11 protein-coding genes and 1 pseudogene are annotated in these 13282 nt (G+C 48.1%); 1 reads left to right on the top strand and 11 read right to left on the bottom strand.

The features are described from left to right. Window positions 1-76: 76 nt before the first annotated feature. The 6 genes and pseudogenes from ACX9GV_RS17605 to ACX9GV_RS17580 form a co-directional block, all read right to left on the bottom strand. Window positions 77-1114, bottom strand: a complete 1038-nt coding sequence (locus tag ACX9GV_RS17605; RefSeq protein WP_473196381.1) for a virulence RhuM family protein — start codon at window positions 1112-1114, stop codon at window positions 77-79. A gap of 159 nt (window positions 1115-1273) precedes the next feature. Continuing rightward, window positions 1274-2083, bottom strand: coding sequence for a hypothetical protein (locus tag ACX9GV_RS17600; protein WP_473196380.1), 810 nt, complete (start codon window positions 2081-2083; stop codon window positions 1274-1276). A gap of 20 nt (window positions 2084-2103) precedes the next feature. Beyond that, window positions 2104-3432 (bottom strand): KAP family P-loop NTPase fold protein, encoded by a 1329-nt coding sequence (locus ACX9GV_RS17595; RefSeq protein WP_473196379.1) that lies wholly within the window; start codon window positions 3430-3432, stop codon window positions 2104-2106. Between the two features lie 493 nt (window positions 3433-3925). After that, a pseudogene (locus tag ACX9GV_RS17590) lies at window positions 3926-4774 on the bottom strand (DUF4942 domain-containing protein). Between the two features lie 96 nt (window positions 4775-4870). Further along, on the bottom strand, window positions 4871-5236 hold the full coding sequence (locus tag ACX9GV_RS17585; protein ID WP_473196378.1) for a DUF5983 family protein: 366 nt from the start codon (window positions 5234-5236) through the stop codon (window positions 4871-4873). Next, entirely contained in the window at window positions 5233-5409 is a 177-nt protein-coding gene (locus tag ACX9GV_RS17580; protein ID WP_473196377.1) for a TA system toxin CbtA family protein, read from the bottom strand. The genes ACX9GV_RS17585 and ACX9GV_RS17580 overlap by 4 nt, the downstream gene beginning before the upstream one ends. Before the next feature lie 94 nt (window positions 5410-5503). Between ACX9GV_RS17580 and ACX9GV_RS17575 the strand changes: the two genes are divergently transcribed. Then, window positions 5504-5878, top strand: coding sequence for a hypothetical protein (locus ACX9GV_RS17575; protein WP_473196376.1), 375 nt, complete (start codon window positions 5504-5506; stop codon window positions 5876-5878). 181 nt (window positions 5879-6059) lie between these two features. Here the strand turns inward: ACX9GV_RS17575 and ACX9GV_RS17570 are convergent, their stop codons facing one another. The 5 genes from ACX9GV_RS17570 to ACX9GV_RS17550 all read right to left on the bottom strand — a co-directional run bounded on the left by ACX9GV_RS17570 (window position 6060) and on the right by ACX9GV_RS17550 (window position 13111). Next, a complete protein-coding gene (locus ACX9GV_RS17570; protein WP_473196375.1) occupies window positions 6060-6917 on the bottom strand; it encodes an HNH endonuclease family protein in 858 nt (285 codons plus the stop codon). Then, the gene (locus ACX9GV_RS17565) at window positions 6914-8809 is read right to left on the bottom strand and encodes an AAA family ATPase (RefSeq protein WP_473196374.1); all 1896 of its coding nucleotides are present in this window, start codon (window positions 8807-8809) and stop codon (window positions 6914-6916) included. The genes ACX9GV_RS17570 and ACX9GV_RS17565 overlap by 4 nt, the downstream gene beginning before the upstream one ends. A gap of 1 nt (window position 8810) precedes the next feature. Then, window positions 8811-10790, bottom strand: coding sequence for a restriction endonuclease subunit S (locus ACX9GV_RS17560; RefSeq protein WP_473196373.1), 1980 nt, complete (start codon window positions 10788-10790; stop codon window positions 8811-8813). Then, window positions 10790-12709 carry a class I SAM-dependent DNA methyltransferase gene (locus ACX9GV_RS17555; RefSeq protein ID WP_473196372.1) on the bottom strand — a complete coding sequence of 640 codons (1920 nt, stop codon included), beginning with the start codon at window positions 12707-12709 and terminating at the stop codon, window positions 10790-10792. Before ACX9GV_RS17555 ends, ACX9GV_RS17560 begins: the two co-directional genes overlap by 1 nt. A 141-nt stretch (window positions 12710-12850) precedes the next feature. Beyond that, a complete protein-coding gene (locus ACX9GV_RS17550) occupies window positions 12851-13111 on the bottom strand; it encodes a type I restriction-modification enzyme R subunit C-terminal domain-containing protein (protein ID WP_473196371.1) in 261 nt (86 codons plus the stop codon). Between the last annotated feature and the right edge of the window lie 171 nt (window positions 13112-13282).

Here is a 13282-nt window from a genome sequence, read left to right as displayed (position 1 = left end):
TCGCATTGGATTTTGATTGGTTCCCCCTATTTGGCCCCCAAATGATTTTACTTGTGGAAACTGGGGGCATTGAAGGCTATTTTTTGGTGTAGGTTTTCCACCGCAGTAAACCGGCGATATCTTTTTCCCCTTCAGCTTCTTTTAAGCGGCGTTGCTGCTCAGCAAATTGGATATATTCAGCCTGCGCTTTTTCATCTGCCGTTTTCTTACTGACAGTACCAGCACCCTGTAGAACCTCGCGCTCGTTAAATTGCAGGAACTGATCCAGCTTTTCCTGCCAGTCACGCAGAAACACCTGCTGGCGACGCCGGGCCTGATCTTCGGCAAAATCCAGCCACATATTGACTACGCGGTTAAGTTCATTGACTTCATCCTGGTTGAGGTAGTTCTTCGCCACCGTCACATCGCTTTTACGCACCTCTTCGCCTTTATAGCTGCTCAAGCCCATATGAGGCTGGCTGGCATCGGCGCGCTGGTGGATCAGTTCGGCAGCGGTATGACCGGTACAGGCAAAATGCAGTTTGTTCTGGATGGTTTGAAAAAACAACGTTGTTTCTTTGAGTGAAGGTTGGTAGTCGGCGGCTAACGCAAAGATCTCCCGAACCCGCAAATAAACCCGCCGCTCGCTGGCACGAATATCACGGATGCGTTCCAGCATCTCGTCGAAATAGTCAGGTACAGCCGATGAACCCACGGGCGGATTTTTCAGTCGCTCGTCATCCATCACAAAACCTTTGATCAGGTATTCCTGGAGCGTTTGGGTTGCCCATTGGCGGAATTGGGTGCCTCTAGGTGAACGAACGCGGTAGCCGACAGCAAGAATGACAGGAAGGCTATAGTGAAGCATGTTGCGGCTTACCTGACGGCTTCCTTCCTGTTGAACTTGTAAGTAAGACTTACAGGTTGCGTTTTGCTCAAGTTCGCCTTCTTCGTAGATAGTTTTGATATGTTGCGTAATAGCTTGGGGAGTGACCTGGTAAAGATTCGCAATAGTCGCTTGGGGCAGCCATAGTGTTTCTTGCTCAAAGCGGCATTCAACACGCACTTCGCCGTCATCACTGGCAAACATAACAAATTCACCTGCAGGGGGTTGGGTTAAATGCTTATCTGACATGCCACCTCCGTTTTAATCTGACTAACTACGCTGTAATCCGCTTAGTATGCCAGAGATCCATGCCAAGGCTCATTACACGCCGGGATAAGAGTACACATTTTTATCATTGGTTGCGTATAACAGCAGCAGTGCAAGCCTTCTCATCTTCCCGCTTGCTAATCAATCATCATCAAAGTCTTTAGGCCTCCAGCCAGCAAGATACTTGTCTACTAATTCAAACAAATCTCCAACTTCATTTGGCGGAGTGGCTTTCAGATCTTCGATGCGGGCACGTAAAGTATCTTCATCCCCGTACAGTTCAACTAAAATATTCCAAGCGAGTTGAGGTTTCCGACGAACAGCGCGATTCCCCATTGACTGACTTTTTATTTCACTTCTTGCGCTCTTTAGCAGTGCATATGTTACCGCTGGAGAGTCTGGCACTACCAGTTCTGGTTCATCAGCTGACGCTTCCTTTTTAGCGAGCATAAGCGTCTTGAGTAAATCGGTTTCATTTGCCAATTCTTCTACGCTCGCTATTCGTACAGCAACTCTCCAATCAGCTTCAAAACGTTGCGCAGTAGCTTCAGACACAAGCTTATGACCAACGCCTTTTCGGTATCCAACAACTGTAATGATCTCCTGCTTTGATGACAAAGATTGTACTTGCGGTAATATCTCTTGGACTGCGTCCTCGATAGCTTCAGGTTCTTTAAGTGCGCGAACAAGGCGGTACACAACTCTTATAACGACAAACCTTGTATCCAGCTCAAACATTCCTCGCTGCCGTTCAGGCAATAGGGGAAGAAGGTTTAGCAAAGTCACTATTGCGGGGATGACATGTTCTACACCGAATTCATCTTCGTATGCTTCAAGTGATGAAATAACGTCCTGTAGCTTCTCTATTGGGAGCGATTGTAGATAGCTTTCAAAAGCTGTTTTGTCAGTAATTATTGCCCAAGCATTTTCAGCATGTGAGAAAGCTTGCAATTGATCACCTACTACTCGCTCTAAATAATAACGAATGATATCTTCATGGGCAACCCGCCGTTCTCTAAGCCAACGCTTCTTCCACTCACCGCCATAGTTCGTCCCCCCAAATGTCTAGCACCACTAGGAAATAACCTACTTATCAGATTGCGAACACATTCTGCTTTCTCTTTACCTGTCGCAACTAGATTTTCAATCTGCACTTTTAATTGTGGCGGCTGATCTCGGAAGCCATAACCATCGATTGTAGTGGTTAAACCGCTTACTGAGGTATGTAAACCATGAAATACATCAGGGAGAAATACGCGAATTGCTTCTAATGCCAGCACATCAACAAGTGCCACCTGTCCATCCAAATCTCGAACAGTGCTATAAATAGCAGCAGTGTATCGGCGCACATCTCTCATGTTTCTGATAAGAGGCTGGATGATCTCCATGAATATATCAGGCCAAACTTCCGAATCAAAATATCCAGGGTTTTCTATATCTTTGAGTGCAGTATCAATACCCGTGAATATTTGAGTATTTAATATATGGCTTGGAATAACCGGTAGGTCGAACCCAATTTGGAGGATTTTCTCAAGGTAGTCCCTACCTGGAATGCCTTGTTCCCCCAAGGCTTGCTCAACACGATAACGGTCAAAAGCTAAAATATAAATAACATTAGGGAAATTAGCTGTTAAACGGACGAGCTTAAATATATCCCGTATTTCTGAAGTGGATAGACGATCAATGTCATCTAAAATAACAACAATCGGTTTATCTATTTTTTTTAGAGTTTCGTGTAGTTTATTTTTGCTGGTTCTAATACCCTCCTTTTTTCGTTTGAGAACCTTAGCAATTAGATCTGTGACCGTTCTGCCCCGCTCAATCCATGGCCCTATCACTGGCAACCAGCTAAGATTAGAAAATGTATCACCGTATTCCTCAACAAGCCCGCCGATTTCAGCTAATCCTTTGCGAAGTTTCAGTTGAGCAGCAAGTTCTATGAAAAAAAACTGAACGAGTTGGTCTGCACCACTAAACATCCATGGGTTAAAGTCAAGTACCGTAACACCTGATTTCTTAAGGTAAGATTGGGATAGGTTAACGAAAGATGTTTTTCCAGTCCCCCACGGTCCCAAGACTCCAACAACCACGCCTTCGCTAGGGTCGAGAGCTAATACCTGCTTTGCAAATGAGAAAGCTGGTTGAACGCGCCCAAGAACATCTTCCTCTAACTCAGTGATAGGATTGTCTGCACGAATACGGGCCACTTCTTGGTTGATTGGTGATACAGAATTCTCTGTCTCTTCTTGACTCAATGAGTCAACTCGCTTTCGCGGAAATATGTTATCTATCCAGTTCATAGTTTCTTTAGTTACCTAATGCCCAACTTAGCGGCAAGAATGAAGTAAATATCTGGGTTGGGTTTTTATTGCGACTGGTACCCACCCACTCTTTACACACACTTCACTTACACTTTAACGCTTATCTATTTTATAAATTCAACATAATTGACGTTACGCTTCTTTTTAGCATTTTTCAATTAGTTATAGAATAGGTTTTTATATACATAAAAATAATATGGGGAAGGCAACAAAAAGTGAACATAGCTTTTGGCCAATATCACAATTTGGTAATACATTTAGTTTCAATGAATTAAAGAACATCCTCTTTGGAAAAAAACTGCCAGTCAGACTTTATTACACCCATAATAGTTTGGCTATCAAGAGCTTTGAAATCGCAACGAATGAAAACATAACGCCTTGAGCGTATCAGCCGTAACTGAATGCGGGCTTTTATTATTATGCCGTCCCCCTTTGGTTATTCCCTCATCGTCGCAAACCTACACAACTCAACCTACCTTGCCGCTAACATCTCAGGGTAATGTTTAGCAATGATGTCATTGAGCTTGTCAACCAACACCGGTTTCCTGAATGTCAGGTGTGCCGACCCTTTCATAAAGTACCGAATATGTAGATAGTCGTCTTCATAGTCTTTGGTCATCATCCGGTTGTTATTGATATGCTCAAATAACCGAGCAGTCACATCGCCACGGTTATCCGGTAGCGGTTTACCATCCAACAAATGAAGCATCCGCTCCAGATCTGCCAATTGGTCACGCCGGTAGTTATGATTCAGCGTGAATCCCCATTGGTTGTAACTCACCAAATTGCTCACGATGATCTTTTTGCCAAACCGACAGGGATGATTGGTTTTGTAATTCAAGGATAACGCTTTGAACAGGTTGATGACGCCACACTCAAAGACTTCATCCTTGCTCTGATGTAGTTGCTTAAAGGTGCTGTAGATATTGTCTTGACTGATGGCTGGAATGTTATCCCCTTCCAGATTTCGATACCACTGGTCACGGGCCTGAGCATCTATCAAGCTGAGCATACCCGATTTTTTCATCAGATCTCACCATATCTCGCGGTCAAGATTACGGGTAATGACCTTCATGGCGGTTTCTGATTTTTCCATCAGCCAGCAGCCGCATCGGAAGTCCTGACGCATAGCCCAGTCTCTTACAATGCCACCACCAATGCTGTCGGTAACTGCCGAGATATCTTCAAGCTGGTGAATAACGGCTTCAATCTGTTTCAGGGTGGCATTACGCCCAACAACGATACGTTCAATGTTGGTCGAACAGATAACTTCAGTATTATCGGTTAACACTTCGGGTTCAGTATGAGTGAGTGCTGACATCATTTTGCTTCCTTTATTTAGGATAGGGACAAAAGCGAAACGCCACCCAGTGGGCAGCGTTAATGCTTGTTTAGGGGGAATACGTTATGGCGGTTATTACGTTGACTGATTTGCCATGGACTGAAGGTTGAGAACCATGTTCAAGGCCTGTTCCACACAAGGCAACAGTTTGCTGGAGTCGGTCATCTTTTCATCGTTATCGAAGATGAGCGTTGAGTGACAATCAATATTGTCCTGCAACCAGTCAATGAGGATTTGTAGCCCTTCTGCAAGGGGTAATGAGCAAGGCGAAGTCACACTGGCGTATTCGGATCCACTGGCTTTCTGCAGCGAATAACCGTGGTTATTGACCGCCTTCATCAATTCAGCCAGCTCGATACTATCAACGTCAACGGCTATCCTCCCCATGTTCAATCCCAGTACGAGGATACTGTCGGCTTCAATATTCAGGTCGATTTTCACGGATGTGTCACCTGTCGTTGATTTTTACCATTGGTGATATGGGTGATGGCCTTGTAACCCCGGCGTTTCATCAACCCCGTTGCCTGTCTGGCCCGGAGAATATCGATAGGCGTAATAAACGGTGATTGTTCGCGGATACGCCATTGGAACGCATGGTGCAGGAATGCCAACAACTTTTAAGCGAATTGCGCAACACACCGGAATTTGAGCATTGCGTGGGTGCGTACTGGTATCTGGAATATGGCCATCAAAAAGGTTATTACCTGCATGGCACGTTTTTCTTCCCAACCGAGGACCGGGCCGATATTGGCGAAACGCCTCGGTGCACACTGGCAAAATACGGTGACAAAAGGCGATGGCCGTTACCATGCCAATACCCGTGTACAAACCGAGTACCAGTATCCTGGCTGCCTTTTCGTGAAACAAGGTGATAGCGAAATGCTTAAGCAGTTGGAATGGTGGTTGATATGCATGACCTGTGTGGATCAATTCTTCCCATTGGCGTTGCCAGAAGGGCAACACGCATTCGACACACAGCCCTATGTCTATTATTTACGCTCACAGAGTGACTGGACGGAAACCTCTCTCTACGAAGCTGAAATTATGAACGAATGGGTTGAAAAGATGCGCAAAAAAGCGTAGTGCATTACCAGGTGAACTGAACCACTACGGTAAGGATGCTGGTGGAGATGTGGTGCAGTTCACAATAGATGTGGCAGATTTGTTTAATCAGATCTACGAGCATTTTCAGCTGCATACAGTACAAAAATTTTGTTAGCAGTGCCTTTACCAAACTCAGGGAGACTAGAGGTTGGCCGTCGCCTCACCCAACCAATCTAGAAATCTGTGGGTCATTGCGCACCAACAAACACCAACGAGCAACAGATGATAATTCAGCTGTTGGGCTGGTCATTTCGCGCACTCGTGCTCGAACTTCGGACAACTTCGCTTTGGCCGCTGGATTATTGCCTGATTCGCAACGGGCTTTGGCTTTTGTAAAGTCATCGATTAGCCTGTCCACTTGCTGCCAGACTTTACGACGAGCTTCTGCTAGGGGGGTATGTTGATTGAGTTTGAGCCGTTTTACCGTCTCGTTGACTCGCTCCTGCTCCCAAGCAGAGGAACCTGGCATAGGAATGACCTTTCCTTCTTCGTCGAAGGCGATAAGCGCAACGTCATCGTCATCAATCGGATCGAGTAGATAACGCGTTTCGGATTCCTCACAGGGTTCGGAGTAGGTAGAACAAAGTGAGCCGTCCTTGAGTGGAAACCACCCACCTTTTTTACGGTTGCCGACATTGCCGCACACGCGGAAATTCATGTAGTCAAATGCCAGCCACCAGTAGCCATCACGTAGGCTTGTATCCAATGCCTTAGCTTCTTTCTTGGGTCGAAAATGCTCCACATCGTAATGTGAGTACAGCTCGCGTACCTCTGAAAACCAACATTTACCCCCAGACAACGCCAGTAACCAAGGCTTCAGTTTTCCCCAATGGCTACTGTGTTTGTCGATCAACGCATTGCGCTCTTTAATTGTTCCCGCAGTATCGAGCTTGGCAAGTTCGCCGACCAGGCGATCAGACTCTTTCAACCAAGCGTCCCAAGCGGCTGGTGACCAGCGAATATCAGCAGGAAGGTCTGCATCAGTAGGGAGCTTATTTTCAAGATCGATGAAAATCACTCACCACCCTCCTCTCGCAAAATCTCATCAATGATCGAATCGGCAATGGCATCCTGCTCGGCCTGCTCCTCGGGTGTGAGCACGGGTTTGCGGAAACGGCGGTGTTGCGCCATCTTGCGCACAAACATTGCGTAGTCAGGGTCACGGAAGTCGGCGGTCGAAAAGCCCAGGTCAGCCAACTCAGCTGATAAGTGGTTCAGTTCTTCATCCTCTTCGGGGGAGCGAGGTGACAGGACGAACAGTTCATTGCGCCGAAACAAGCGGCGCTCGGTTTCGATATCCAGCGTGGACGACAAACCAAACAAGTCGCTCTTGAGTAGTCCTGTTACGCCCATCCCTTGCGGATGCTCATCCGGGGTCTCGACCAAGGTACGGTTACCATCACGACGCAGTATATATACTTGCTCACGCTTCAAGCTGCCCACCATCATGGGATCATGAGTGGTGATGATGATTTGCGACTCGCTTCTTACCAGCGCGGCATCATTGGAGCTCATTACGCCTTCGATATCGTCGAAGTAGCGTAGCTTCCAGATCGGGTTCAGGTGGGTATCTGGTTCATCAAGTAAAAAGAGGCAATGATCTTCGCGAGTGAGGCGCATCAGGCCTAACACAGTGAGCATTTGCAGTTCGCCTTCTGACAGATGTGTGAAGCTTACCTTGCCGCCGTGTTCATCGCGCTTCTTCACCGTGATGCGCACTTCTTCGATCAGGTCACCAATATAAGCACCCTCGGCGTAGCGGAAAAAACTGTCGGTACTGTCGACCAGTTCGCCAAGTAGTTTAAGCTTCTCCTGACTTGGCACGAAAAGGTACAGCTGTTTTTGTTTTTCGGTGCGGCCACGGAAGTCGATCTGTTTGGTCGCCTCTTGCTCAATTGGAGCCCAAGCTACTTGCCACAGCTTGTCTAGGAACTCGCTAACCACATTGCCGCGCGCATACCAAAAGCGCGGGTCACCTTCATTCAGTTCCTGCTCGTCGAATTTGCCGCTGCGGCGCTTTTCACGCAGGCGGTGCGGTTCTTTCAGCACAAACAGTGCGGATTCCAGCGACTCGATGTGCAGGTTCTTCAGCACCTTCTGAAACACCGGGTCGTCAGACAGCAGGCAGGCCAGCAGTACCAGTTGGCTGTGGCCACCGCGACAATAGAATAGGCGGCGCAAGCGGTCGTCGCCAAGATGCTTTACGCGCCCACGATGTCGATTCTCTGCTTTTGCAAAGAATTGTGCTCTTTGTTCGTTAAATAGCTTTAGTTCATCCTGAATCCCACGCAGCTCATTGCGTTCAGCTTCGCTGAGATTGTTCTGTTCTTTCCCGCTGAACTTACGCAAGGTTTCTTCAAGCTCGATCATTCGATCAGGAGCTTCATAGGAGTCGGATAGCACTTCATCTGTAGTGATTTCCTGACGTTGATTGAAGCGGCGCTGGTGCTCTTGAAACAAGGCTTCGATACGCTCGTTGCGGCCCGAGTAGTAAGCAAATATATGTGTTGGCAGTAGGCGCGGGCCACGACGATGGTCTTTCGGTTCTTTACCTGGCGGGTCGTTCTTGGTCAGATATTCTTGACTAACTCGGTCGCCGTCCACCCAGACATAGGGGCGCTTTTGCTTGGCGGTATCAGCCTTAATGCGCACAATATGGCCACGAATACTGTATTCCAGCGTGTAATCAAAAGCCGCTTCGCGGTCCAGATCCACATCGCGAAAGATGGTGATCAGCGCTTCGATCAAATTGGATTTGCCGGTGCCGTTCTGACCAATCAGGGCGTGGCTACGGATGGGTTTGGGCGGTGCATCTGTCGCACTTGCAGTTGGCTGCAAGTGCGTTGTGAAAGCGATGTCGAGATCGCGCAGATTGCGAAAGGTTGGGATACAGATGCGTAGAAGTTGCATATCAGGCGCTCACCGTGTCAGCCGGTTTTTCACGCACTTCGGCGGGGGCCGGTTCTAGAATCCAGCCGTGCGCCACTTCTGTTTTCAGTTGCGTGTAGAAGGCAACAATCTCACCGCCAAAGCGCTGCCATAAATCCTTGGCGCACATCTCGCCGTTATGGCGGGCAAGAATAGTTGCCAGTGGTGCCTGGGCTTTGATGTTGGGCGCAGTGCCCAAGCGTAGTGGGGCGATCAGCTCGGTTTGTGGGGCTTTCATGGATTCCTCTTCTTGTTCGATAGCGATGCCGGTCAGACGAGCAACCGCGCTAGTGGCAAGATTGCTAGCAATATCCTGCTTTCGGGCAAGTTGTTCCGCATAACGATCATATATGTTGAAAAGCGCATCGACGATAGCAACTATTTGATCTTGCTCTGCCTTGGGCGGCACTGGAACAACGAGATCCTCAACGCCACCAACTCGTAAGTGCTTGACTGTCATACCTATCGCTGCTTCAAACATTCTCGATTGGAAGCTAGGGCTCTGAATGACGTACAGAAGGAAGCGATTGCTGAACAGATCCGAGAAAAATCGGATCAGCATCGAGCGCTGTCCGAGACATACTTTCTCCCCTTCCGGGACGATTGCGGCTTCGCCCATAGGTGCTTCTCTGGTAAAGAAAATATCACCACTCTTGGGTGGCATCCGTCTTGCCCAGTAGGCATAGGTTTCTTCAGATATTTTCTTAGTTTTGGTCAGAACCATTCGACCATTTCTGATGTCGGAAGTGCGAATAAGGTGAATGCCATTACTGACATATGGTGCTGTCTTGTTGTGGCAATCAACAATTACTTGCGACACCTGCAGCAGCGATGCCCAGACCCAATGCTTTGGTAGGGTTGCTTCAGGTATGGCTATCTGTTGGGTACGCAGCTTTTTCAACATCGCCAAGGCTTCTTTTTGCTCTTGCCCAGCAGATTCTTTTGACCATTCAATGCGTTTGGTAGAAATCGAGTCAAGCAATTCAGCTCCGCTAGAAGCAGGGCGTTGCCCTATACTCAGCAATTTGCCACTTACTGCCAAATCTAGAATCAATCCCTTGAAAGCTGTCACATCTTCCTGCACATGAAACAGCCTCCCGAAGTTGTTGGCCAAGCGCGTCCAACTGGTTTGCAGTTCGTGCGGGCTGGTGGCACTGGTGACGGCTTGCAACATAGACTGGCGCAGGTTGTTTTGCAGTTTGCGGCGGGCTTGTTGCTGCGCTTCCAACTTGTCGCACAAGGCCATCAGCTCCTCGACTTTGGCGACGATGCGGGATTGTTCGTCAATAGGTAGTACCGGATAGGCAGCCAACACCAGGTCATCTCTTGAAAAACCCGGAATCATGCTCTTGGATTTTTCTACCAGTTGACCAACAAAGCTGTCAAGCCAGATTTTCAGAAAGCCTTTATCTAGTTTTTCGGAAAAATCCCTTACTACCATGATTTGGCGGGCAATATGGACTTCACCAAGAGTATTGAATGCTGTTTTTCCAATAGTGCCCTTACATGTTATTAACAAGTCACCAGTGATTGAAACCACAACAGGATCTGGAGTCCATCGGTTAACAGCAATGATCCCGTTCTCAATATTGCTAGCACCAGTTATGTACGGAATTCCATTTTTTGAATCGTTGTACTTACTAGGCTCCAGATCACGACCAGATAAAAGTTGCCAGAGCTCACCGAAACGGGCCCATTCCCAATGCGATGGAGCATCAACGGCGATTTCTCTCCTCAACACTTCTGGATACAGCTTCTGACGCGGGAGCTTTTTGCAGGAAACCAGCTCTGCTTTAAGAGCACGAACTTCGTCCAGCAAAACGCGTGACGACACACCAGATGCTGTGTATACGATTAGTTTTCCTTGCACCGCAAGTTGCAAGATCAACTCCCGTAGTTTCCCAACTCCCTCAGGCGCATTGGCAATATGCCCAAACTCGGCCAAAAACTGTTTCGCGTCCATCAGGCATCCTCGTCAACAAAGTGATGCGCCAGCGCGGCTGCCAACTCACTTTTGAGCTGATTCTCGGTTTCTTCAATTTCGCCCAGCAACTTTTTGTATTTCTCTAGCAATACATCTGGGTCGTGGTTTTCTTCTTCCGGCGTGTTGGGGTTTTTGATGTTAAGGTTGAAGATCGGCCAGTAGATACGGTCGCCAGTGGCTTGGGCGTCGCGGGCTTGCAAGTCCAGTCCATCCGCAACATCTCGTAAACGGGTTACAGAATTTTCCAGCAGAGAAATAATTTGCTGAGTGCTTTGACACTTAATTGCAGCTTGTAATTCCTCTATGAGCACCGAGACATAAAGTCGCCCATTCTCCTCGACTTGCTTTAAGTCGCTCTGTAAATCCGTTAGTTGCTCCTTCAGGTATTCTACTAGTTCTGGATCATTACGTCGCCCGGTTACACTGTCCGAAAGGTATTTTGCTTGACGACGATTCAATCCAGCATTAACTCGAAGTTGCTCAGCTTTTTCCCAATGCGGTTGGGCAGCGGCTTCGGCCTGTTCGCGCTTGGTTTTGAAATCCACCTTCCAGGCGAATTCGTTTTCCACGCGGTTGGCAAAGTCGTTGTCCTCCGAGCCCCACCACTCTCGTTCAGGGTCGAATTCCTCCAGCCGGATGGGCTTGGTTTTGGAATAGCTTTTGTAACCTGGCGGGTAGGGGTGCTCGTAGTACCAAATGGTGTCGGTATGGAAGTGATCGGTACCGTCATTGATCGCATTGCCCTTGGTGAAGAACAGCAGGTTGGTTTTGATGGTAGTGTAGGGCGCGAACACTCCTTTGGGTAGGCGGACGATGGTGTGCAACTTGCAGTCACGCAGCAGCAGCTTTTTCAGTGTGCCTTTGATGCCATCACCAAACAGAAAACCATCGGGTAGCACCACGGCGGCGCGACCCTTTTCCTTCAACAGTTTCTTGATGATGAGCGCCATGAACATGTCGGCGGTTTCGCGGGTGCGCAAGTCAGCCGGATAGTCGCTGCCAACGCCATCGTCTTCATATCCGCCGAATGGTGGGTTGGTGATAATGCAATCAACCTTGTCGCTGGCCTTCCACTCGTTCCAGCCGATACCTAGCGTGTTTTTGTGCTCGATCTGGCTGGGCACATCAATGCCATGCAGTAGCATGTTGGTGGTGCAGAGCAGGTGTGGTAACTGCTTCTTTTCAATGCCAAGGATCAACTCTTCAATGGCACGCTTGTCTTCAGGACGCGGTGATTTCATTGTCGTGAGTTGGTTGCGGAAATGCTCTATGGCGGCGGTCAAGAAACCGCCTGTTCCACAAGCGGGATCCATGACTGTCTCGCGCTTATCTAGACGTGGGTTGACTCTATCGGCCATAAAGGCCGTGATGGCGCGTGGGGTATAGAATTCCCCTGCATTACCTGCGCCACGCAAATCGTTGAGTAGCTGCTCGTACACATTGCCGATATTGGCGCGGATGGTAAAGTCGTGGAAATTGATAGCACCTTCCAGCTTTTCAATCACAGCCAGCATCTGCGGGCCGGATTTCATGTAGTTATTAGCATCCTCAAAAACACTGCGGATGACTTTGTGCTGGGGGCTTCTGTTAGCATCAATATCTTTGAGAGTTGGAAATAACTCGTTGTTGACGAAGCTGATCAATTCACTACCGGCAATTTGTGGTTTCTTTTTGCCATCAGCATCCGCTACATAAGCTGCCCAGTTACGCCAACGGTATTCTTTAGGCAAGGGAGAGATATACGCCGGGTTATCATCAGCCCATTCATCCTCACGTTGGTCAAACACCTTGAGGAACAACATCCATGTGAGCTGGCCGAGACGTTGTGCATCGCCGTCGACGCCGTCATCTTTGCGCATGATGTCTTGAATGGATTTAATGATACTACTGAGATTCATCTTTCTATTCGCTTGTTGAGGGCCCGTTGCTTAATCAAGCCTGTTTTTGTTCGGATATGTTGTAGAGAGCCAGTTCCAGCTCCTTCACGGCGGGTGTATTGCTCTACGCCACCAAAAATACCCCGCCGGATTTGTGTTTTGCTACCAACATTGGTCAAATGGTGGCAATTCCAGCACATTGGCTTCCTCTATGTCTTGTACATCATGATCGGCAAATTTTTCGAGTAAAACTTCCAGTACGGACTTGGCTTGTTCACCGTATTTGCCGAACACATCACGCTTTTTCACGTTGTTGACCCGTTCAGGCCGAGTGAGTGGCTTCAGGTCAAAGGCGACGTGGGTGACCAGATCAAAAGCTGCCGTTAGCGACAGCCTTTTGCTGGATCTCGAATGGTATGCCATGTTCGGTTAATTCCTCTAGCCCTGCTTGTTTGCGCTCGGCGTTGCTCCAGCTCAGTAGAAAGATTCAGCCTGCAAGGTGCTTTTAATATCACTTTGTAGCAGAACTCGCTAGTCCTCAATGATGAGCTTGCCTCAACATCAAGGTATTGCGAGCGTTCTACCGCTAGACAC

The sequence above is a fragment of the Serratia sp. 25CWL12 genome (genome assembly GCF_055790885.1).
This window is presented reverse-complemented; position numbering and strand designations above follow the sequence as displayed.